Genomic DNA, 22,908 nt, shown 5'->3' with positions numbered 1-22,908 from the left:
TCAGCCGGAGCGCAGCGCCCGGTAGTGCGCCCGGCGCTCCGGGTCCGCGGCGAGCGCCACACCGGCGTGGGCCATCGCCCGGGCCGCCGCCAGCACCGCGTCGTCCGCCGCCGCCGTCCCGGTCCAGTCCGCGAACTCCCGGGTGTGCGGCGAGCCCTGCGCGCCGAGGATGCCGATGCCCGGGTGGATCGCCGGCAGCGCCTGCGTGACGTTGCCCATGTCGGTGGAGGCGCCCAGCCGGCGCGGCTCCGCAGGACGCGCCGGGATCTCGCGCCCCACGGCGCGCAGCCCGTCCTCGTACGCCCCCATCAGCCACGCGTCGTTGCGCAGGTCCAGATAGTCCGGCTGGGTCGGCCGGAAGGACACCTCACAGCCCGTCGCGACCGCCGCGCCCCGGAAGCAGTCCAGCACCCGCTCCTTCAGCTCCGCCAGCTCCTCGCCGGTCGGGGTGCGCACCTCGAACTCCAGGACCGCCCGCTCCGGGACGATGTTCGAGCGCTCGCCGCCGTGCCGGACGAAGCCGGCGACCCGCCGCCCGTCCTGGATCTGCTGCCGGAGCTGGCCGACCGCCACCTGGGCGACGACCGTCGCGTCGGCCGCGTTGACGCCCAGATGCGGGGAGAGCCCGGCGTGCGCGGCCCGGCCGGTGAAGGTCACCTCGAACCGGGACACGGCCGTGGTGGAGGAACGCGGATCGGTGTCGTCGTGCTTGCCGGGGTGCGCCATCATCGCCACCGTCACGTCGTCGAAGGCGCCCCGCTCCAGCATCAGGACCTTGCCGCCGCCCTCCTCCTCGGCCGGCGTCCCCAGCAGCAGCACCCTGAAACCCAGCTCGTCGGCGGCGGCCGCCAGGCCGATCGCGGCTCCGGCACCCGCCGCGCAGATCACGTTGTGCCCGCACGCGTGGCCGATGCCGGGGAGCGCGTCGTACTCGGCGCAGACGGCCACGGTGAGGTCACCGCTGCCGTACGAGGCGCTGAGCGCGGTCTCCAGGCCGTACGCCCCGCGCGTGACATCGAAGCCCGCGCCCTCCATGAGCGCGGCCAGCCGCCCGGCCGCCCGGTGCTCGTCGAACGACACCTCCGGGTCGGCGTGCAGCGACCGGCTCAACTCCAGCAGCCGCCCGGCGAACTCACCGACACGGCTCTCGGCGCGCGCCCGCGCCACCGCGCCCGCCACCGCGCCCGCGCCCGTGTCCGGCTCGGCGCGGTGCCCTGCCGCCCCCGGGTTCCGCCCGGTGCTCTCCTGTGCGCTGCTCATCGCCCTCTCCCGGTCGGTCCCGCGGCGGTCTGCTCCGGACGACCACCTTGCCGTACGCGCGTCCGCGCCGCGCACCCGGGGAGCGCGGCGCGGAGTGCCGGGAGCGCGCCGCCGGGAGCGCGCCGGGCCGACCGCCCGGGCCGGGCAGCCGCGTCGTCCCGCTGGGATGCCGCGCCCGGGATGCCGCGCCCGGGACGCCCCGCCGGGCGCGCGCAAGGAACCGGCATGCGCGTCCGGCAGGCCGTACGGCAGCATGGGATCATGCCCGAACTGACGCGCGACGAAGCGCAGAGCCGAGCCGGACTGCTCCGTGTCCACCGGTACACCGTGGACCTCGACCTCACCCGGGGCGAGGATCTCTTCGGCTCCCGCGCGGTGATCGAGTTCTCCACCGCCGCGGCCGGGGACACCTTCGCCGAGATCCGGCCCGCCACGCTGCGCCGCGCCGTGCTCGACGGCCGGGAGCTCGACCCCGGAGCCCTGGAGGACAACCGGCTGCCGCTCACCGGGCTCGCCGCGGGCGACCACGAGCTGTGCGTCGAGGCCGACATGCGGTACTCCCGCACCGGCGAGGGCATGCACCGCTTCACCGACCCGGCCGACGGCGAGACGTACGTCTACTCCCAATGCTTCCTGAGCGACGTCCAGCGCGTGTTCGCCGCCTTCGACCAGCCCGACCTCAAGTCCGTCTTCGCCTGCTCGGTGCTCGCGCCGGAGGGCTGGACCGTGCTCGGCAACGGCATCGCCGAACGCCTCCCGGCCACCGAACGACTCCCGGCCACCGGGCGGGACAGCGGTGCCGGGCGGGACAGCGGTGCCGGGCCGGACAGCGGTGCCGGGCCGGACACCGGCGGCACCGGAGCGGACCCGGTGCGCTGGCGGATCGCCCCCACGCCCCTGATCAGCCCCTATCTCGTCGCCTTCGCCGCCGGCCGCTGGCACTCGGTGACCACCGAGCACGCCGGGCTGCCGTTCGGGCTGCACATCCGCCGTTCCCTGGGAGCCGAACTCGACCGGGACGCCGCGGAACTCCTCGGCATCACCCGCGCCTGCTTCGACCGCTACCACGAGATCTTCGACGAGCCGTACCCCTTCGACTCCTACGACCAGGCGTTCGTCCCCGAGTTCAACCCCGGGGCCATGGAGAATCCCGGACTCGTCACCTTCCGCGACGAGTTCGTGCCGCGCTCCGCCGTGACCGAGACCGAGCGGCAGACCCGAGCCGTGACCATCGCCCACGAGATGGCCCACATGTGGTTCGGCGACCTCGTCACCCTCCGCTGGTGGGACGACATCTGGCTGAACGAGTCCTTCGCCGAGTACATGGGCTATCAGACCGTCGTCGAGGCCACGGACTTCACCGGTGCCTGGACCGACTTCGCCGTCGCCCGCAAGTGCTGGGGATACGACGCGGACCAGCGCCCCAGCACCCACCCCGTCGCGCCCCGCCCGCGCGACGTGCCCGACACCGCCTCCGCGCTGCTCAACTTCGACGGCATCTCCTACTCCAAGGGCGCCGCCGCGCTGCGCCAGCTCGTCACCTGGCTCGGCGAGAAGGACTTCCTCGCGGGCATCAACGACCACTTCGCCCGCCACCGCTTCGGCAACGCGACACTCGCCGACTTCATCGACTCCCTCGCCCGCGCCTCCGGCCGCGACGTGCACGCCTGGGCCGACCGCTGGCTGCGCACGACCGGCGTCGACACCCTCACCGCGACCGTCACCGGCGCCGGTGCGGAAGCCCCGGGCACCGGGGCGGGCCCCGCCGCGGACGCCGGCACGGGCTCCGGACCGGCCGCACGTTCCGGTACGGGCACCGGACCGGCCGCCGGGTCCGCCGCCGCCGGCTCCGGACCCACCTGGCAGCTGACGGTCCGGCACACCGGCACCCGGCCGCACCGCCTCACCGTCCACGCCTACGACCGGGCGGACGACCCCGCCGCCGGTCCGGTCCTCCGCGACCGCTTCCCGGCGGAGGTCCCCGCCGACGGCGACGGCACCCCCCTGACCCTTCCCGGCACCCGCCCGGACCTGGTGCTCCTCAACGCGACCGACGACGCGTACGCCAAGGTCCGCCTCGACCCCGCCTCCCTCGACAGCGCCCTGACCGGCCTGTCCGGCCTTCCCGGCCCGCTCGCCCGCGCCACCGTCTGGACCACCCTCCGCGACATGGTGCGCGACGGCGACCTGCCGCCCGCCGCCTACCTCGACGCCGCCCGCGCCCATCTGCCGCACGAGCGGGACAACGCCGTCGTCCAGGGCGTCCTCGGCTTCGCCCGGCACCAGGTCGCCGACCGCTATCTGCCGCCGGACGCCCGCCCGGTCGCCCTCGCCACCCTCACCACCGTCTGCCGCGACCTGCTCCGGCTGACCGGCGACAGCAGCGCCGGGCTGCGCCTCAGCGCCGCCCGCACCTTCCTCGGCGCCGCGACCGACCCCGGTGAGCTGCACGCCCTGCTCGCCGACGGAACCTTCCCCGCGGGCCCCCGGCTGGACCCCGAGCTGCGCTGGCGGCTCCTGTACCGCCTCGCCGTCCTCGGTGCCACCGACACCGACGCCGTCGGCGCCGAACTGGAGCGGGACCCCAGCGCCACCGGCCGGGAGGGCGCGGCCCGCTGCCGTGCCGCCCTCCCGGACCCGGCGGCCAAGGAGGCGGCCTGGCGGGACCTCTTCGACGCCGACGAGCTGTCGACCCGGGTCGTCGCCGCCACCGCCGAGGGCTTCTGGCAGCCGGAGCAACAGGAACTGCTCGCCCGCCACACCGACCGCTACTTCCCGGCCGCCGTCGCCTCCGCGGCCCGCCGGGGCCCCGCCGTCGCGGCCGTCCTCGGCGGTCCCGGTTTCCCCTTCCACGCGGTCACCCCGGACACGCTGCGGAGGGGCGAGGAGTGCCTGCGCGACGCCGGGCCCGTCCCCGCGCTGCGCCGCAAGCTCGCCGACCAGCTGGCCGACCTGGCCCGCGCCCTGCGGGTCCGGGAGTCCCTCGCCGCCGGCTGACACAGCGGGGTAGGGCGGGCGCCCGGCCGGCGCAGTGGGTCGCGGCGGGCGCTGCCGGGCGCACGGGAACGCTAGGGGACCTGTACGACCAGCAGCGCGATGTCGTCCTCCGCGCCCGGCGGGCGGACCCGCTCGATGAGCCGGTCGCAGAAGTCGCCCAGGGGCAGCCCCGCCAGCTCCTCCGTGTGCTGCCGCAGCCGTTCCAGCCCGGTGTCCAGCGGCTCGTCGGGGGATTCCACCAGGCCGTCGGTGTAGCCGATGATCGTGGTCCTCGGGCTCAGCGGCGTCAGGACGTCGGAACGGGGCGGGGCCATGTCGGTGCCCAGCAGGGTGCCCTGGCCGTCCTCGAGGAAGGCCGCCGAGCCGTCGGCGCCGAGCAGGAGCAGCGGCGGATGCCCGGCGTTCGTCCATTGCAGGCGCCACGTCTCCTCGCCGGCGTCGGGCGGCTCCAGACGGCCCAGGATGAGGCTGGCCATCCGAGCGTCGCTGATGTGCACCAGCGCCTCGTCCAGCCGGTCGACGATCACGCTGGGCGGCTCCCGGCGGTCCCAGACGAAGGCCCGCAGCATGTTCCGCACCTGCGACATGTGCGCCGCCGCCTCCAGGTCGTGGCCCACCACGTCGCCGATCACCAGCATCGTCACCTCCTCGGGCAGCACGAAGGCGTCGTACCAGTCGCCGCCGACCTGCGAGCCGAGCGGCGCCGGCTGGTAGCGGGCCGCCATCTCCAGGCCCTCGACCCGGGGGAGCGGGGTGAGCAGATGGCGCTGCATCGTCTCCGACACGCGCCGCTGGCGGTCGTACAGCTGGGCGTTGTCCACCGCCAGGCCCGCCCGCCGGGCGATGTCGTCGACCAGGGCCAGTTCGTCGCGGCCGAACGCGTTCGGCTGGTCGGCGCGGCCCAGCGTCAGCGCGCCGAGCACCCCGTGCGACGCCCGCAGCGGCGCCATGATCGCGGAATGGATGCCGGTGACCCGGAACAGGTCCTGCTGGACCTTCTGGATGGCGGAGTCCGGCTGTCCCGCGTAGTTCTCCGGCCCCACCAGCGCGGCCGGCGCCCCGCGGAGCACCCGCTGGAGCGGCGAGCGGGACGCCCAGGAGAGCGGCGGGATCGGGCCCTCCAGCTCCGGCTTGCTGACGTGCCGGCCGCCCTCGTGGTGCACCACGGAGACCCGCAGCACCTCCTCGCCGTCCAGCAGGTCCACCACGGCCCAGTCCGCCAGCCGCGGCGCCACCAGCCGGTTCAGCCGGCGCAGCGCCTCCTGCACGTCCAGGGTCGAGGTGAGGACCGTGGTGACCTCGGCGACCAGGGAGAGCCGGTCCGCGAGGTTCTCCAGCGCCGCGAGGTGGGCCTCGCGGCGCAGCGAGTCCGCCTCCCGGCCGCTGAAGTCGAAGAAGGTCACCACGCCCCCGGCGTACTCACCGGCCGCCTCGTAGGGCGCCATGAGCCAGCCGACCGGCATCAGCGTGCCATCACCCCGCTCCGACCAGGTCTCCTGCGTCCGCGTGGGCTGCCGGTCGGCCAGCGCCCCGAGCAGCGGGCACTCCTCCCGCGGGCCCACGCCGCCGTCCGAGTCCCGGTGCAGCAGATCGTGCGCGTCGGCGCCGACGATGTCCTCCGGGGCACGCCTGATCAGCTCGGCGCCGCGCGGATTGACCACCCGGATCCGGCCGTCCAGGCCGACGACGTACACGCCGACGTCCAGGCCGTAGAACATGGCGTCCAGGAGCTCCGGACCGACGAGCGGACGGTGCTCGCCGTCGCCGGACAGCTGCCCTGGACCGGCCATGATCGGTTCTCCTCCGCTGTGGGGGCCCGAGGCGCTGGTACCCCGCCGTGTACGAGCCATGCGCTTCACCTACCGTACGCATGCGCCTACGATATGTGACCGGAGCCCGGCGGGTGACCTGCGGCCGGGGCGGCCGGCGGACGGCACGGACGGCGGCGGGCATGACCGGCGGGCGGGGGCGGCCGGCGGCGGAGAGCGATCAGAAGACGGGTTCACCGTCCCTGGTCAGCCGCCAGTCGGCCGACGCGAAGTCCGCGCCGTCGATCGAGCCGCGCTCCCGCACCCAGGTGATGATCGTGTTGCGGATCTCCTCGGAGTTCGCCCACAGCTGCTCGGCACCCGCGATGTGCGGGAAATTGCCGCCGCCACTGGCCCGGTAGTTGTTGACGGCCAGCACGAACCGGTCGTCGTCCGCGACCTCCGCGCCGCCGTGGCGCAGCCCGGTGACGCGGGACCCCGGGGCCTTGGCGATGTCGATGTCATAGCTGAGACCGCTGACCGCGTCGTAGTTGTAGTCGGGGATGCCGTCGGCGTTCGTCAGCCGCGCCGGGTCGGCCTCGGCGCCTGCCGGGGTCCGCACGTAGTAGCGCGCGGAGAACTCCAGGTACTCCCTGAGCTGCGCCCCGGTGAGCAGCCGCGCCTCCAGCGTGTTCTCGAACGGGTACAGACCCGCGACCTGGCGGATCGTCACGTCGCCGGCCGGGATCGCCGCCGTCCTGGAGAAGCACGACGCCTGCGAGAGCACGGGCAGCTCCGCGTGCTCACCGCCGGCGAGCGCCGCCCGGACCGTCTCGGCCTGGACGTGGTTGATGAAGTCGATGACCGGTACGTCCTTGTACGGGGCCTCGGTCGCGGCCATGGCGGCCGCCGACGTCCCGATGACCTGGTTGACGTACGCCACGACCTTCTCGTGCTCGTCGGCGAGCATGCCCGTCACGGCCGGGTCCTCGGCGACCGTGTTGGAGTTGAGGACGCCCGAGGAGACCGACTCGACCGTCCAGCGGCCCCGCTCCCACACCAGGGAGAAGTCGAACAGCGTCAGCCGCTGGCCCCACTTCAGCGGCTCGGACAGCACGACCTCCGCGCCGGTGACCCGGTTGGTGACGCGGCGCTCGGGGATCTCCTCGTGCGCGTGGCCGACGAGGATCGCGTCGATGCCGGGGACCTGTTCGGCGACGAGCGTGGCGGCGTTCTCCACGTGCGGCAGCTGGTCGCCGTAGGAGGAGGTGCCGCTGGTGCCCGAGTGGGCGGAGACGATGACGACGTCCGCGCCGAGGGAGCGCAGCCGGGGGACGTACTTCGCGGCCTGCTCGGTGAGCCCGGGGAAGGCCATCTCGCCCTGCACGTTGGCCCTGTCCCAGATCGCGATGCCGGGGTTGGTCAGGCCGAGGACGCCGACCCGCACGTCCGGCCCGTGCGGCACCCGCAGCCGCTTGATCACATACGGCGGGAAGGCCGGGAGCAGCGTCCTGGCGTCGACCGCGTTGGCGCCCAGCAGCGGGAAGTCGCACTGCTCCTCGAAGGCGCGCAGCACCGGTATGCCGTAGTTGAACTCGTGGTTGCCCAGGGCCGCCGCGTCATAGCCGATCGCGTTCATCGCCTGTGCCATCGGGTGGACCGGGCCGCCCTCGCCGGTGATCGGGTCGACCTTGGCGTAGTAGTACGACAGCTGGGTGCCCTGGATGGTGTCGCCCGCATCGATGAGCAGGGTGCTGCCGCGGCCCCGTTCCTCGCGGATCCGGTTCACCAGGGTGGAGATCTTGGCCAGGCCGACGTCGTTGTGGTCGGCGTCGTCGAACTCGGCGTCGGTGAAGTAGTCCCAGTTGAGCACGTTGCCGTGCAGGTCCGTGGTCCCCATGACGGTGAAGGAGTGGCGCCGCGGGGGCCGCCTGCCGCTGCGGCCCGCCGCCTCGGCGGGAGCTGCCGTGCCGCCGGCCAGGGCGGCGGCGGCCCCGGTCGCGGCGGTGCGGCCCAGGAATGTCCTTCGGTCGAGCGGCATGCAACTGCTCCGTTCACAGGTCAGGGTGCCAGGCGAAATCATGACGCGCGTAGATTCTGGCCCAGACCGGGTCCCGGCAACACCCTTGCCCGCGCTTCGGCGCCCCGGGGCCGCGCCCTCGCCCCGCTTTTCGCCGTAATGCGCTCCCGCTTCCGCCCCGATCCCTGTCACAGTGGTCCGTATGACCACTCCGGCCTCCCTGCCCTACGGCACCCCGGAAACGCCCCGCGTCGCCGTCCGCGGCGAGGCCCGGCTCGAAGTCGACCCGGAGACCGCCCGGATCGGCATCACCGTCAGCGCCCGCGGGACCGACCGCAAGGCGGCCCTCGCGGACCTGGGCCGGCGCAACACCGCCGTGCTCGAACTCGTCCGCTCCTACGGGGACGCGGTCGAGAAGACGGAGACCGGGTCCCTCGTCATCACGCCCCAGTGGTCCGACAAGGGCCGCGGGGAACGCATCCGCGCCTACCACGGCCGTGTGCACGTCCAGGTCGTGCTCGGCGACTTCACGGCCCTCGGCGAACTGGTCGCCCGGCTCGGCGGACTCGAACTCACCAGCGTCTCCGGCCCCTGGTGGGGCCTGCGCCCCGACTCGCCCACCCACGGCGAGGCCCGCAGACAGGCCGTACAGGAAGCGGTCGTACGGGCCCGGGAGTACGCGGGCGCGCTGGGGTCCGACCTCGTGGCCCTGGTCGAACTCGCCGACGAGGGAGCCGAGAACACCGCGCCGCCCGCGCCCGGCGGCCTGCGGGCGGGCGCGGCCCGGTTCGGCGGCGCGGCGGAGAGCGACACGCCGGCGCTGGACCTGGAGCCGCAGCGCCAGACGGTATTCGCGCACGTCAACGCGCGATTCACCATGTCACCCCCCGTACTCTGAAACCTCTTTGCCGCGCAGCCCGTCCAACAAGCCGACAGTGAAAGGTTTTTGAACCCGGACCCGGTGTGGCGCGTATTGATCAGGTGAGGCGTGCGGCAGAGCAAGTTAGGTATACCTTACTTACGGGCGGGCAGGCGTAACGAACCTGCCCGTACCCGCTCTTCACACCCTCAGCTCCTCGACCAAAGGGCACTCCCATGTCGCACGGCGCATCGCGCGCTCCGCATCAGCCGCACCCTGCGCACCCGCCCCGGCAGACGCAGGCGGAGCCCCCGGCCGGGCCGCCCGCCGGCGCCCCCGGCGGCCCCGGGGACGCCACCGCCCTCGCCGGCGGCACCGCCGGCCACCGGGCCCTGCGGCCCCTGATCGACACCGTCCTCGACTCCCTGGCCGAGGGAGCCGCCGCCCGCGGCGGGCCGCTGCCCTCCGGGGGCCCCGAGGCCGTCGCCGCCCGCGTACGCCACACCGTCGGGCCGGTCCTCCCCGAACAGGGCATCGGTGCCGAAGCCGCCCTCCGGGACGTCGTACGCGCCGTCGCCGAGGGCGCCGCCGACCCCGCAGACCCGCACTGCGCGGCGCATCTGCACTGCCCGCCGCTGGCCGTCGCCGCTGCCGCCGACCTCGCCGCGACCGCGCTCAACCCGTCCATGGACTCCTGGGACCAGGCCCCGGCCGCCACCGTGATCGAGAACGAGGTCACCACCGCCCTCGCCGCCCTCGTCTACCCGCACAGCCCCGGCCCCGACGCCGTCGTCACCAGCGGCGGCACCGAGTCCAACCTGGTCGCCCTGCTCCTCGCCCGCGAGCGCGCCCGCGACACCGGGGCCCGCCCCGTCCAGGTCCTCTGCGGCGCCAACGCCCACCACAGCGTCCACCGCGCCGCCTGGATCCTCGGCCTGCCCACCCCCGTCACCGTCGCCTGCCACGCCGGCCGCATGATCCCCGCCGCGCTCGACCACGCCCTCGCCGACACCGGCGGCCCCGCCCTCGTCGTCGCCACCGCCGGAACCACCGACGAAGGCCTCGTCGACCCGCTTCCCGAACTCGCCCGGGTCTGCGCCACCTACGGCGCCGAACTGCACGTCGACGCCGCCTACGGCGGGCCGCTGCTGTTCAGCGACACCCTCCGGCACCGCCTCGACGGCATCGAGAGCGCCACCTCCGTCACCTTCGACCTGCACAAACTCGGCTGGCAGCCGGTCGCCGCCGGACTCCTCGCCGTCCGCGACAGCGGCACCCTCGCGCCCATCGCCTTCCGCGCCGACTACCTCAACGCCGACGACGACACCGAGGCCGGGCTGCCCGACCTCCTCGGCCGCTCCATCCGCACCACCCGCCGCCCCGACGCGCTGAAGATCGCCGCGACCCTGCGCGCCCTCGGCCGCCGGGGGATCTCCGAACTCGTCGAGACGTGCGTCCGCTCCGCCGAGGAACTCACCGCACTCCTCGACCGGCACCCCTCCCTGCGCCGCCGCCCCGGGCCACCCGGCATCAGCACCGTCCTGTTCCGGCCCACCGCCGCAGACGAACTGCCAGACGCCGAAGGGGACGCCCTCGTCGCCGGCGTGCGCAGGCGTCTCCTCGCCGACGGCCGCACCGTCATCGGCCGCGCCCGGGCCGAGGACGCCGACGGCCGCGAACGCCTCTGGCTCAAGGCCACCCTGCTCCACCCCGCCGCCCGCACCACCGACCTCGAAAACCTCCTGAAGATCGTCGCGGACAGCACCCCGCGCACCGAGCCGCCGGGCAGGGGCGCACCGGGCACGGGCGCACCGGGTACGGAGCCCGCGCCCGCGGATTCCCCGCGCTCCGGAGCCGCGCGTACGGAGCCCGTGCCCGCGCAGCCCCGGCGCTCCGGCTCCGCGCACCCCGGCCCCGCGCACCCCGGCCCCGCGCACCCGGGCCCCACCCTCGGCACGGGCACGGGCACGGCCACGGGCACGGGCACGGGCACGGACACGGCCACGGGCTCAGCCGACGGCACCGGCACCGGCACCGCGTCCCGGACCACCCCCGCGAACGGAGCCACGCGATGAGCAGCACCGACGAGGACACCCCCCTCGATCTCGCCGGCATCGGCATCGGCCCCTTCAACCTCTCCCTCGCCGCCCTCGCCGACGGGGCCCCCGGCCTCAGCACCGCCTTCTACGAACAACGGCCCGCCTTCCACTGGCACCCCGGCCTGCTCATCGAAGGCGCCACCCTCCAAGTGCCGTTCCTCGCCGACCTCGTCACCCTCGCCGACCCCACCAGCCCCTGGTCCTTCCTCAACTACCTGCGCACCCGCGAACGGCTCTTCCCCTTCTACTTCGCCGAGAACTTCCACATCCACCGAGCCGAATACGACGCCTACTGCCGCTGGGCCAGCGAGAACATCCCCGGCCTCCACTTCGGCCACCAGATCGACGCCGTCCACTGGCGCCCCGACCGCCACGCCTACGAACTCGACTACACCCGCCTCGACGAACACGGCGACGCCCAGGCCGTCGGCCGCGTCTTCGCCCGCAACCTCGCCCTCGGCATCGGCACCGCCCCGCACGTCCCCGAACCCCTGCGCACCCTCGCCGACACCCCCGGCATCCCCGTACTGCACTCCGCCGACTACCTGCACCACCGGGACCGGCTCCTCGCGGCCGGCCACATCACCGTCATCGGCTCCGGCCAGTCCGGCGCCGAGGTCTTCCTCGACCTTCTCCGGCAACGCCCCGCCGGACACGAACAGCTCACCTGGCTCGCCCGCACCCCCGCCTTCGCCCCCATGGAGTACAGCAAACTCGGACTCGAACACTTCACCCCCGACTACACCCGCTACTTCCACTCCCTGCCCCAGGACACCCGCGATGCCCTCCTGCCCCGCCAGTGGCAGCTCCACAAAGGCATCGACCACGACACCATCGCCGCCGTCCACGACGAGCTCTACCGCCGCACCCTCCACGGCGGCTGGCCCGACGCCACCCTCACCCCCGGCACCACCGTCACCGCCGCCCACCGCCACAACGGCCGCATCCGGCTGGAACTGGAACACCGCGAACAGCGGACCGCCGGCCGGCTGACCACCGACGCCGTCGTCCTCGCCACCGGCTACCGCGAACGCCCCCTCGACGGCCTCCTGGCCCCCCTCGCGGACCACGTCGAACGCGACGACCGGGGCCGCCACCGCGTCGACGACCGCTACCGGCTCCGGCTCGCCCCCCACATCACCGGCGCGATCCACGTCCAGAACGCCGAACGCCACACCCACGGCGTCGGCGCCCCCGACCTCGGCCTCGCCGCCTGGCGCTCCGCCGTCATCCTCAACACCCTCACCGGCCGCGACCTCCACCCCCTCCCGCGCCGCACCGCCTTCACCACGTACGGACTCACGCCGGAACAAGGCGGCAGCCCGTCCGGCCCCCTCACCACCGCACGACCCGCCCATGACCGACCGGCCCGGCGCCCCGGCCACTGACCGGGCCCCGGCACCACCGGTCCAGCACAGCCGAAGGGCAGCGGCTGTCGGACAGAGAGAGAACCGATGAGTATGACGCTCCCGACCCGCACCGCACCCGAACCCCACCGGCCCGCCCCCGCCCCCGACGCCGTCGCCGACGCCGTCACCACGGAGAAACTCCTCCGCTGCTGGGTCCGCGAAACCGGCACCCCCCGCCCCGCCGACGGCCCCCTCAGAATCCACCTGCCCGCCTCCGGCACCACCCTCGAAGCACCCGTCATCCACTGGTCCCCCACCGGCCACCACCGCTTCGGCCGCGCCCGCCTCCGCACCGGGACCCGCGCCCCCGCGCCCCTCGTGGCCGCCCTCTTCGGCGTCGAGTTCGCCGCCGGCGACCCCACCGCCGTCACCGACCTCACCAGCCGCGTCACCGACTCCGCCCACCGCATCGAACACTTCCTGCGCACCCGCACCGGCATCCCCGAGAACCCCGCCGGCGACACCCCCTTCCTCGCCGCCGAACAAGCCCTCATCACCGGCCACCCCCTGCACCCCACCCCCAAGAGCCGCGAAGGACTCACCGACGCCGAGTCCGCCCGCTACTCCCCGGAGGTCCGCGGCTCCTTCCCGCTCCACTGGTTCGCAGCCGACCTCTCCCTGCTGCGCGCCGACTCCGCCCTGAGCCGCCCCACCGGCCACCTCCTCGCCGACCTCGCCGGCGGAGAACTCGCCCCGCCCCCCGGCACCGCCCTCGTCCCCGCCCACCCCTGGCAGGCCCAGGACGTCGTCACCCGGCCCGCCGTCCGGGCCCTCCTCGACGCCGGACTCCTCCACGACCTCGGCCCCGCGGGCCCCGCCTGGTCACCCACCTCCTCCGTACGCACCCTCTACCGGGCCGACGCCCCCGTCATGCTCAAGCTCTCCCTCGGCCTGCGCATCACCAATTCCCGCCGCGAGAACACCCGCACCGAACTCCGCCGCGGCATCGCCGTCCACCGCCTCCTCGAAGCCGGACTCGGCGACGCCCTGCACGCCGCCCACCCCCACTTCTCGATCGTCCGCGACCCCGCCTGGCTCGCCGTCGACACCCCCGGCGGCACCCCCACCGGCCTCGACGCCGTCATCCGCGACAACCCCTTCCGCGCCGCCCCCGGAACCGCCGGAACCCCCGGCCACACCGCCCCCCGCACCGGCTGCCTCGCCGGACTCCTCGCCGAACGCCCCGACCTCCCCGACAACCGCTCCCGCATCGGCGTCGTCCTCCACCGCCTCGCCGACCGCACCGGCCGGCCCGTGGCCCGCACCGCCCGCACCTGGTTCAGCCGCTACCTCGACACCGTGATCGACCCCGTCCTCCGGCTCTACGCCACCTACGGACTCGGCCTCGAAGCCCACCAGCAGAACACCCTCGTCACCCTCGACCACGACGGCTGGCCCACCGGCGGCCACTACCGCGACAACCAGGGCTACTACTTCTCCCCGGCCCGCAGCTCCGCCCTCCACCGGTGGATCCCCCGGGCCGGACAGGACCTCGGCACCTACGTCGAGGACACCGTCATCGACGAACGCCTCGGCTACTACATCGGCATCAACAACATCCTCGGCGTCATCGGCGCCCTCGGCTCCCAGGGCCTCGCCGACGAAACCGACCTCCTCGCCGAAGCCGACCGCGCCCTGGCCGGCCTCGCCCGCGAACACGGCGACCGGCTGCGCCTGGCCGCCATCCTCCGCGAAGAACCCACCCTGCGCTGCAAGGCCAACCTCCTCACCCGGATCCGCGGCATGGACGAACTCACCGGCCCCCTCGAAGCCCAGTCCGTATACGTCGACATCCCCAACCCCATCGCGGAGGCCCGGGGATGACCACCACCAGGAACACCACCACCCCCGGCCACGCCGCGGCCACCGGTACACACCTCCCCGCCGGACTCTTCACCCTCCGCCCCGTCGACCCCGGCACCGACACCCCGCTCGTCCACACCTGGATGAACGACCCCGAGGTCGCCCGCTTCTGGGAGATGCCCCACCCCGCCGACCGGATCGGCCGCTACCTCCGCGACCAGCACACGAGCAGCCATTCCGCCCCGTACCTCGGCTGCCTCGACGGCACCCCCATGAGCTACTGGGAGCTCTACCGCGCCGACCTCGACCCGCTCGCCCGCCACTACACCGCCCGGCCCCACGACGCCGGCGTCCACCTGCTGCTCGGACCCGCCCGGCACCGCGGCCGCGGACTCGGCGCACAACTGCTGCGCGCCGTCTCCGACTGGCAGCTGGCCGCCGACCCGCGCGCCGAACGCGTCGTCGCGGAACCCGACGTACGCAACACCCGCTCCGTACGAGCCTTCCGGCGCGCCGGATTCGGAATCGAGCAGGAGATCGAACTTCCCGACAAACGAGCGGTACTCATGGTGCGTGAGCGCTCATAAGAGCAGCCCGGTGCACCTTTCAACAATTGTCAACAACCTTTCGCTCAAAGGTTGTTCGTTCGTCACGTTCACCCAATTCCCTACCCACTGGTAAGTCATAGGCTCGCACCATGCGCCGAGCAAAAATCGTCTGCACCCTGGGCCCTGCCACCGACTCGTACGACCAGATCAAAGCGCTGGTCGACGCAGGCATGGACGTAGCCCGCTTCAACCTCAGCCACGGCAGCTACGCCGAGCACGAAGCCCGCTACCGCCACGTGCGCAAGGCAGCCGACGAAACCGGCCGCAGCGTCGGCATCCTCGCCGACCTTCAAGGCCCGAAGATCCGCCTCGGCCGCTTCCGCGAAGGCCCCGTACTCCTTGAACGCGGCGACGAATTCACCATCACTGTCGAACCCCTCGAAGGCGACCGCCACACCTGCGGCACCACCTACAAGGGCCTCGCCGCCGACGTCAGCCGCGGCGAACGCATCCTCGTCGACGACGGCCGCGTCACCCTCGAAGTCACCTCGGTCGACGGACCCCGCGTCCGCACCATCGTCATCGAGGGCGGCATGGTCTCCGACCACAAGGGCCTCAACCTCCCCGGCGTCGCCGTCTCCGTCCCGGCCCTCTCCGACAAGGACATCGAAGACCTCCGCTGGGCCCTGCGCACCGGCGCCGACGTCATCGCCCTCTCCTTCGTCCGCACCGCCCGCGACATCGACGACGTCCACCGCGTCATGACCGAGGAGAACCGCCGCCTCCCCGTCATCGCCAAAATCGAGAAACCCCAGGCCGTCGAGAACCTCGACGCCATCGTCGACGCCTTCGACGGCATCATGGTCGCCCGCGGCGACCTCGGCGTCGAAATGCCCCTCGAAACCGTACCCATCGTCCAGAAACGCGCCATCAAACTCGCCCGGCGCAACGCCAAACCGGTCATCGTCGCCACCCAGATGCTCGACTCCATGATCGACGCGTCCCGGCCCACCCGCGCCGAAGCCTCCGACGTCGCCAACGCCGTCATGGACGGCACCGACGCCGTCATGCTCTCCGGCGAGACCAGCGTCGGAAAATACCCCTTCCAGACCGTCAAAACCATGAGCCGCATCGTCACCGCCGCCGAGGAGGACCTCCTCGCCAAAGGCCTCCCGCCGCTCACCGAACGCAGCAAACCCCGCACCCAGGGCGGCGCCGTCGCCCGCGCCGCCGCCGAGATCGGCGACTTCCTCGGCGCCACATACCTCGTCGCCTGCACCCAGTCCGGCGACACCGTCCGCCGCCTCTCCCGCTACCGCTCACCCATCCCGCTGCTCGCCTTCACCCCGGACCCGGCCACCCGCTCCCAGCTCAACCTCACCTGGGGCGTCGAGACCTTCCACGGCCCCGCCGTCGAATCCACCGACGAAATGGTCCAGCAGGTCGACGACCAACTGCTGCGCAGCGGCCGCTGCCGCAAGGGCGACGTGGTCGTCATCACTGCGGGCTCCCCGCCCGGCGTCCCCGGCTCCACGAACCTGCTGCGCGTCCACCACATCGGCGAAGAGGGCACCCCGGGCTGAGCTGACGGCGAGTCGGCGGACAGCGAGCCTGAGCTGGGTGTGGGCGGTCTGACCAACCATGTCCAGCGGTCCGCCGCGTCCGGTTCCCGCAGTCGGAGCCGCGGCCGTCCGAGTGCCTGCTTGAACGCCCGTGTCCTCCAGACTGAACCTTGTCAGCCGGCAGACTCGCCCTCTCGCCCTCTCGGCCTTCGTCTCAGGGCGCCTGGTGAACCGTGGGCAGTCCCGTTCGCGGTGCGATGGGCCGGCGAATACGTGCTGGAGAGCATTGAGTCGGCAGTGGATCACCACACTTCCGGCGGTACCGCCGAGCCGTCGGCGGCTCTCACAATTCAGATCACCCAGCCGTACTCACCTCAAGGCCATAGGTCAAGAACACCCTTGACCCCACCAGGCGGCGCCGACGGGCGCAGTATCAGTGCTTGGGCCCGACGTACCGATCCATGAGCGCCACGGACGCACGCCGCGCCACGGAGATGTTGTACGGCTTCCCGTCGCGGGTGCAGTGCGTCCAGACGACGCCGAGACGGTCGAGGGTGTCGGTGTAGAGCTGCCGGATGTCGTCGGACTTGTTGGTGAAGAAATATCGCGGGTATTCGTACCGCTTCCGTTCGCCGGCGACCGTCCGCGTGGCCCAGTTGGTGATACGGCATCCGTCGGAGTGTACGAGCCCGCGGGCAAATTCCCAGGGATACTCGTCGACGATTTCCTGCTGCCAGAATTTGAGAACAATACGGCGATCGTGCTTCTTTCCGGGGCCGTGCTGCGGCAGCAGGCACGGCCAGTGCTTGCTGTAGCTGGTGACCATCACGCATCCCTGCTTCCGGACACAGCGGACCTCACGGCCGGGAAGCGTGGCGGCAACTGCTTCCCGGCAGATTGTGACGAGGCCCGGCCGGGCGTCGGCGCAGGCGATGCGGAGGTAGTAGCCGCCGCGACGTGGATGTGGGCTGATGCAGCCGTCACCGAGGTAGAGGCCGAGCAGATAGGCGTAAGCGGCATGGTCGTCCGGCCGGGACGCTTCCGGCCGGCAACGAGGGCAGGGGACTTCCCCGTGGAGGAGGAACGGATCGGGCTGTCTCTGCCATTTGCGGATGGTCCACCGCGAGATACCGGTCCGGTGGCTGACCGTGTTGAGGCTGTTTCCCTCGGCAGCAAGCTCAAGGGCACGTCTGCGGGCGTCGATGCCGTACATGAATGCGAGTTTGCCGGAGGGGCTGCTGCGACCGGTCGCACCCGCCTGTTTTCACCCAAATGGGTACAGTGCGCCTAACCGGCGATCCTTGCATTTGAAGGATGGTGCCCCGGGTCGGACTCGAACCGACACTGTATGGGTTTTGAATCCATTGCCTGCTGCCAAATTGGGCTACCGGGGCCAGCGAATCCAAGGTAGGTGACAACCCGCTGTGGTCCCACCTTACAGGAGGTCGATAGGCTCTTGGGGCACACCCTGCCTGGAACGAGGAGTCCCGTGAGCGCCGCCGAGCCCGAGCAGCCCGTCGCCGACGAGCAGTCGCACGTACCGCCGCAGACGACCCGTGTCGTGATCGCCGAGGACGAGGCCCTCATCCGCCTGGATCTCAAGGAGATGCTGGAGGAGGAGGGGTATTCCGTCGTGGGGGAGGCCGGGGACGGGCAGAAAGCCGTCGAGCTGGCCCGGGAGCACCGCCCGGACCTGGTGATCCTGGATGTGAAGATGCCGGTGCTGGACGGTATCTCGGCGGCGGAGGTGATCGCCGGGGAGAGTATCGCGCCGGTGCTGATGCTGACCGCGTTCTCGCAGCGTGAGCTGGTGGAGCGGGCGCGGGACGCGGGGGCGATGGCGTATCTGGTGAAGCCGTTCAGCAAGAGCGACGTGGTGCCGGCGATCGAGATGGCGGTGTCGCGGTTCACGCAGTTGCAGGCGCTGGAGAAGGAGGTCGCTGATCTCTCGCAGCGGCTGGAGACGCGGAAGCTGGTGGACCGGGCGAAGAGTGTGCTGCAGACGCAGTACGGCCTGACGGAGCCGGCGGCGTTCCGGTGGATCCAGAAGACGTCGATGGACCGGCGGCTGTCGATGCAGCAGGTCGCGGAGGCGGTCATCGAGGATGCCGAGGAGAAGAAGCAGCAGTCCGGCTGAGTCCGGGTGCGGGGGGCGGCTGAGGGCCCGCGGCGCTTGTGCGTCGCGGGCCCTCGGTGGTGCCGGGGTGGTTCAGTCCTCGCCGAGGTAGGCCTTGCGGACGGATTCGTCGTGGAGGAGGTCTTCGCCGGTGCCGGAGAGGACGATCTTGCCGATTTCCATGACGTGGCCCTGGTCGGCGAGGGAGAGGGCGGCCTGGGCGTTCTGTTCGACGAGCAGGATGGTGGTGCCCTGGGATTTCAGCTCGGTGATGGTTTCCATGATCTTCTGCATCATGATCGGTGAGAGGCCCATGGAGGGTTCGTCGAGCATGAGCAGTTTGGGCCGGGACATCAGGGCTCTGCCCATGGCGAGCATCTGCTGTTCGCCGCCGGAGAGGGTGCCGGCGGCCTGTTTGCGGCGTTCCCCGAGGATGGGGAAGAGTTCGTAGGCGCGCTGGAGGTCCTTGTCGACGCCGTCGGTGTCCTTGCGGAGGAAGGCGCCGAGCTGGAGGTTCTCGGCGATGGTCAGCCGGGGGAAGATGCGGCGGCCCTCGGGGGAGTGGGCGAGGCCCATGGCGACGATGCGGTGGGCGGGGGTTCCGTTGAGGGGCTGCCCGTCGAAGGTGATGCGGCCGCCGAGGGGTTTGAGGAGCCCGGAGAGGGTGCGCAGGGTGGTGGTCTTCCCGGCGCCGTTGGTGCCGATGAGAGTGACGACCTGGCCGGCCCGGACGCTGAACGAGATGCCTTTGACGGCTTCGATCTTGCCGTAGGCGACCCGGAGGTCCTCGACTTCGAGCAGTGCGGTCATGCGGTGTCGTCTCCCTCGGTGCGGGCCGTGCTGTGTGCCTCGGCCGCTTCGACCTCGGCGAGTTCCTCCTCGCCGGGTTCGCCTTCGAAGGGGGTGCCGAGGTAGGCGGCGATGACGCGTTCGTCGCCCTGGACGACCGCGGGGGTGCCTTCGACGAGTTTCCGGCCCTGTACGAGTACGGCGACGCGGTCGCAGAGGTTGAAGATGAACCGCATGTCGTGCTCGATGACCAGGACGGCGGTGCCCTGGTCGCGGATGGCGAAGACGAGGTCCTGGGTGGCCCTGGTCTCCTGGGGGTTCATGCCGGCGGTGGGTTCGTCGAGGAGGAGCAGGCCGGGGTCGCTGGCGAGGGCGCGGGCGATTTCCAGCTTGCGTTGTTCGCCGTAGGGGAGGTTGCGGGCGATGTGGTCGCGTTTGGCGGCGAGTCCGGTGAATTCGAGGAGTTCCATGGCGCGGTCCTCGGATTCGCGTTCGGCCTTTTTGAAGCGGGGGCCGCGGAGGAGGGCTGCGACGAGTCCTTCCTTGGTGCGGGTGTGGCGGCCGACGAGGACGTTTTCCAGAACGGTCATGTTGGGGAAGAGGCGGATGTTCTGGAAGGTCCGGGCGATTCCGGCCTGGGTGACGAGGTGGGAGCGGTGGGGGAGGACTTTCCCGCGGTAGGAGACGGTGCCTTCGGTGGGGATGTAGAGCCCGGTGAGGCAGTTGAAGAAGGTGGTTTTGCCGGCTCCGTTGGGTCCGATGAGGCCGACGATCTCGCCGCCGCCCACGGTGAGGTCGACGTCGCTGACGGCGGTGAGGCCGCCGAAGCGCATGGTGACGCCGGTGGCGTCGAGCACGGTGTCGCGGGCCGGGGCCTGTGAAGTCGTGGTGTCGGTGGTCATGTCGGTCACGCCTCCGCCTTGCTGAGGCCGGGTTTGCCGGGGGTGTCTCCGTCTGTGTCCGGCACGTCGAGTTGTCCGGTCTCGTGGAATTCCAGCTGCTTGCGGCGGTCGGCGACGAGTCCTTCGGGGCGGAAGCGCATGAGGAGGACGAGTGCGATGCCGAAGAGGAGGAGCTGGTATTCGCCGATGAACTGGAGTTTGGCCGGGATGAGGTAGAGCAGTGCGGCGCCGATGAGGGGGCCTCCGACGGTTCCCATGCCGCCGAGGATGACGGCGGCGAGGAGGAACGCGGAGTTGGGGGGTACGGCTTCGACGAATTTGTACTGCTCGGGGTCGATGGAGGAGACGGTGTGGGCCTGGACGGTGCCGGCGAGGCCGGCGAGTGTGGCGCCGAGGGCGAAGGCCATGAGTTTGAGCCGGAAGGCGTTGATGCCCATGGCGCGGGCCGCGGTTTCGTCCTCGCGGATGGCGACCCAGGCGCGGCCGATGCGGGAGGTGTCGGAGCGCCGGAACACGGAGACGACGACGACCGTGATGATCAGCATCAGCCAGAAGTAGTTGGCGGACCTGGTGAATTCGAAGCCGAGGAGGGTGTGGGGTTCCCCGAAGTTGTAGCCGAGGAGTTCCAGGTCGGGGATTTGCGGGACGCCGGTGGATCCGTTGGTGACGGAGGGGCCGGAGATCCCGTCGAGGTTCTGCATGCCGATGCGGAAGATCTCGCCGAAGCCGAGGGTGACGATGGCGAGGTAGTCGCCGCGCAGCCGCAGGGTGGGGGCGCCGATGAGGACGCCGAAGACGAGGGAAACGGCGGCTCCGGTGAGGACGGCGGCCCAGAAGGGGAAGTGGACGCCGATGGTGGAGAAGGGGGAGCCGGATACGAGGGCGGCGGTGTAGGCGCCGACGCCGAGGAAGGCAACGTATCCGAGGTCGAGGAGGCCGGCGAGTCCGACGACGACGTTCAGCCCGAGGGCGACCGTGGCGAAGATCAGGATGTTGACGGCGATGGAGGTGAATTCGTTGTCGCTCTGGAGGAAGGGGAAGGCCGCGGCGGCGACGAAGGCGGCGGTGATGGAGACGTTGCGGTGTTTCGCGGTGAGTGCGGTGACCCGGCGCAGCAGTCCGGCCTTGGCGAGGGCGGGGACGGCGAGGAGGGTCAGCAGCAGGAAGCCGACGAAGAGTTCGCCGTATTCGGTGGCGATGCCGTAGGTGAAGACGTAGAGGGCGACCGCGAAGGCGGCGGCGATGAGCAGGATCTCGGCCCAGGAGGGAAGGGTGCGGGCGCGTGCGGGCGCGGGGGCCCTGAGGGAGTGCCGCAGTCGCTGCCAGGGGTCGGTCGGGGGGTGTTCCGGGTCGGCGGGGGTGTCGGCGGGGAGGCCGAGTGCGGCGACGGCGGTGAGGAGTGAGGCGGCGGCGGCGAGCCAGCCGCCGGGTTCGAGGTTGACGAGGCCGCCGAGGGTGAAGGCGATGGCTCCGGCGGCGTACCAGGTGACGGCGGCGGTGCCGAGTGCGAGGAGGACGACGGGGCTGTTGGTGCCGCCGGGGGTGAGCCAGCGGAGTCCGCGGATGCCGTGTCCGGCGAGGAGGAACAGGGTGGTGAGGAGGGCGCCGGTGAGGGTGAGGACCTGGAGGCCGCCGGGGTAGCCGGTGACGGTGAGGTTGCCGGGGAAGGCGCCGGTCCAGGTCCAGGCGAGGAAGGTGCTGGCGAAGGTGAGGACGGCGCCGGCGGCGGTGGCGGCGCGTGCGGCGCCGGCGGGCAGCGGCAGGGCGCCGGGTGCGGTGGCGGGGGCGGTGGCCCGGGTGGTGTCTGTGGTGGTCATGGTCATCACGCCCGATCCGTGACGCGTTCGCCGAGCAGGCCCTGGGGCCGGAGCAGGAGGACGAGGATGAGGACGACGAAGGCCCACACGTCCTTCCAGGCGCCGCCGCCGAACAGTTCCATGCCGGGGACGTTTTCGATGTATGCGATGGCCATGGCTTCGGTGAGGCCGAGGACGAGGCCGCCGATCATGGCGCCGTAGATGTTGCCGATGCCGCCGAGGACCGCGGCGGTGAAGGCCTTGAGTCCGGCGATGAAGCCCATCTTGAAGTCGACCTGGCCGTATTTGAGGCCGTGGGCGATGGAGGCGATGGCTGCGAAGGCGGCGCCGATGGCGAAGGCGGTGACGATGATGCGGTCGGTGTTGATGCCCATGAGCTTGGCCGTGTCGGGGTCCTGCGAGGTGGCCTGCATGGCGCGGCCGGTGCGGGTCTTGGACACGAACAGGCCGAGGGCGACCATGCAGACCGGGGCGGCGATGATCAGGAAGATCTCGCCGCGTTGCACGGAGAACGGCCCGACGTCGATGCTGCCGCCGCTGAAGCGGGGGAAGGGGCGGGCCTTGGTGGCGTCCGGGTAGAACGCCCAGATGGCCTGCTGGAGGGCGATGGAGAGGCCGATGGCGGTGATCAGGGGGGCGAGCCGGGGCGCGCCGCGCAGGGGCCGGTAGGCGAAGCGTTCGGCGCCGACGCCGACGAGGACCGAGGAGGCCATCGCCATGAGGAGCATCAGGGGAAGGGCGAGCAGAAGTGACGTTCCGTCGGGCAGGAGGAGCCAGGCGGTGAGTGCTCCGAACCCGCCGATCATGAATATCTCGCCATGGGCGAAGTTGATGAGCTGGACTATGCCGTAGACCATCGTGTACCCGATCGCGATCAAGCCGTACATCGCGCCGAGTATCAGGCCGTTGGCTAGCTGCTGCGGCAGGTCGTGCACCGCTGGGCCTCCGGGAGTGGGTGTCGGATACGGCGGCGCGGGGG

The 22,908-nt window shown here is 72.1% G+C and carries 16 protein-coding genes and 1 tRNA gene; 8 read left to right on the top strand and 9 right to left on the bottom strand.

The window, feature by feature from the left end; all coding sequences use genetic code 11:
* Window positions 1-1,260, bottom strand: coding sequence for a M20 family metallopeptidase (locus GCU69_RS20345; protein WP_156206816.1), 1,260 nt, complete (start codon window positions 1,258-1,260; stop codon window positions 1-3).
* Between the two features lie 261 nt (window positions 1,261-1,521).
* Here GCU69_RS20345 and pepN point away from each other — a divergent pair, with 261 nt between their 5' ends.
* Window positions 1,522-4,257, top strand: a complete 2,736-nt coding sequence (gene pepN, locus GCU69_RS20340) for an aminopeptidase N (RefSeq protein WP_156206815.1) — start codon at window positions 1,522-1,524, stop codon at window positions 4,255-4,257.
* Between the two features lie 71 nt (window positions 4,258-4,328).
* On the opposite strand, the gene GCU69_RS20335 is transcribed toward pepN, so the two are convergent.
* On the bottom strand, window positions 4,329-6,047 hold the full coding sequence (locus GCU69_RS20335; protein ID WP_098751409.1) for a SpoIIE family protein phosphatase: 1,719 nt from the start codon (window positions 6,045-6,047) through the stop codon (window positions 4,329-4,331).
* Window positions 6,048-6,246: 199 nt separating this feature from the next.
* A complete protein-coding gene (locus tag GCU69_RS20330) occupies window positions 6,247-8,046 on the bottom strand; it encodes a bifunctional metallophosphatase/5'-nucleotidase (RefSeq protein WP_098751408.1) in 1,800 nt (599 codons plus the stop codon).
* Window positions 8,047-8,227: 181 nt separating this feature from the next.
* Here GCU69_RS20330 and GCU69_RS20325 point away from each other — a divergent pair, with 181 nt between their 5' ends.
* The 6 genes from GCU69_RS20325 (at window position 8,228) to pyk (ending at window position 16,326) form a co-directional block, all read left to right on the top strand.
* Complete coding sequence (locus GCU69_RS20325) at window positions 8,228-8,923, top strand: SIMPL domain-containing protein (protein ID WP_098751407.1); 696 nt, start codon at window positions 8,228-8,230, stop codon at window positions 8,921-8,923.
* 197 nt (window positions 8,924-9,120) lie between these two features.
* Complete coding sequence (locus GCU69_RS20320; protein ID WP_156206814.1) at window positions 9,121-10,959, top strand: pyridoxal phosphate-dependent decarboxylase family protein; 1,839 nt, start codon at window positions 9,121-9,123, stop codon at window positions 10,957-10,959.
* Complete coding sequence (locus GCU69_RS20315) at window positions 10,956-12,371, top strand: lysine N(6)-hydroxylase/L-ornithine N(5)-oxygenase family protein (RefSeq protein WP_156206813.1); 1,416 nt, start codon at window positions 10,956-10,958, stop codon at window positions 12,369-12,371. The genes GCU69_RS20320 and GCU69_RS20315 overlap by 4 nt, the downstream gene beginning before the upstream one ends.
* Before the next feature lie 66 nt (window positions 12,372-12,437).
* Window positions 12,438-14,216, top strand: a complete 1,779-nt coding sequence (locus GCU69_RS20310) for an IucA/IucC family protein (RefSeq protein WP_235978593.1) — start codon at window positions 12,438-12,440, stop codon at window positions 14,214-14,216.
* Entirely contained in the window at window positions 14,213-14,782 is a 570-nt protein-coding gene (locus tag GCU69_RS20305; protein ID WP_156206812.1) for a GNAT family N-acetyltransferase, read from the top strand. The genes GCU69_RS20310 and GCU69_RS20305 overlap by 4 nt, the downstream gene beginning before the upstream one ends.
* 110 nt (window positions 14,783-14,892) lie before the next feature.
* A complete protein-coding gene (gene pyk / locus GCU69_RS20300; RefSeq protein WP_098751403.1) occupies window positions 14,893-16,326 on the top strand; it encodes a pyruvate kinase in 1,434 nt (477 codons plus the stop codon).
* A 412-nt stretch (window positions 16,327-16,738) separates the two neighbouring features.
* On the opposite strand, the gene GCU69_RS20295 is transcribed toward pyk, so the two are convergent.
* Both GCU69_RS20295 and GCU69_RS20290 read right to left on the bottom strand, forming a co-directional pair.
* Complete coding sequence (locus GCU69_RS20295) at window positions 16,739-17,518, bottom strand: transcriptional regulator (protein ID WP_098751402.1); 780 nt, start codon at window positions 17,516-17,518, stop codon at window positions 16,739-16,741.
* 102 nt (window positions 17,519-17,620) lie between these two features.
* Window positions 17,621-17,699 (bottom strand) — tRNA-Leu (locus tag GCU69_RS20290).
* A 95-nt stretch (window positions 17,700-17,794) separates the two neighbouring features.
* Here GCU69_RS20290 and GCU69_RS20285 point away from each other — a divergent pair.
* Window positions 17,795-18,442 carry an ANTAR domain-containing response regulator gene (locus tag GCU69_RS20285; protein WP_098751401.1) on the top strand — a complete coding sequence of 216 codons (648 nt, stop codon included), beginning with the start codon at window positions 17,795-17,797 and terminating at the stop codon, window positions 18,440-18,442.
* Window positions 18,443-18,514: 72 nt separating this feature from the next.
* On the opposite strand, the gene GCU69_RS20280 is transcribed toward GCU69_RS20285, so the two are convergent.
* The 4 genes from GCU69_RS20280 to GCU69_RS20265 are packed head-to-tail and all read right to left on the bottom strand — an operon-like array spanning window position 18,515 to window position 22,864.
* A complete protein-coding gene (locus GCU69_RS20280) occupies window positions 18,515-19,231 on the bottom strand; it encodes an ABC transporter ATP-binding protein (protein WP_098751400.1) in 717 nt (238 codons plus the stop codon).
* Window positions 19,228-20,112: an ABC transporter ATP-binding protein gene (locus GCU69_RS20275; RefSeq protein ID WP_098751406.1), complete on the bottom strand. Its 885-nt coding sequence runs from the start codon at window positions 20,110-20,112 to the stop codon at window positions 19,228-19,230. Before GCU69_RS20275 ends, GCU69_RS20280 begins: the two co-directional genes overlap by 4 nt.
* 5 nt (window positions 20,113-20,117) lie before the next feature.
* Window positions 20,118-21,929, bottom strand: coding sequence for a branched-chain amino acid ABC transporter permease (locus GCU69_RS20270; RefSeq protein ID WP_156206811.1), 1,812 nt, complete (start codon window positions 21,927-21,929; stop codon window positions 20,118-20,120).
* A gap of 5 nt (window positions 21,930-21,934) precedes the next feature.
* On the bottom strand, window positions 21,935-22,864 hold the full coding sequence (locus GCU69_RS20265; RefSeq protein ID WP_098751399.1) for a branched-chain amino acid ABC transporter permease: 930 nt from the start codon (window positions 22,862-22,864) through the stop codon (window positions 21,935-21,937).
* Window positions 22,865-22,908 lie beyond the last annotated feature (44 nt).

It is taken from the genome of Streptomyces lycii (assembly GCF_009735685.1).
In the GTDB taxonomy this organism is placed as follows: domain Bacteria; phylum Actinomycetota; class Actinomycetes; order Streptomycetales; family Streptomycetaceae; genus Streptomyces; species Streptomyces lycii.
The sequence above is the reverse complement of the archived record's forward strand: the minus strand, read 5'-3'. Positions and strand labels throughout refer to the sequence as shown.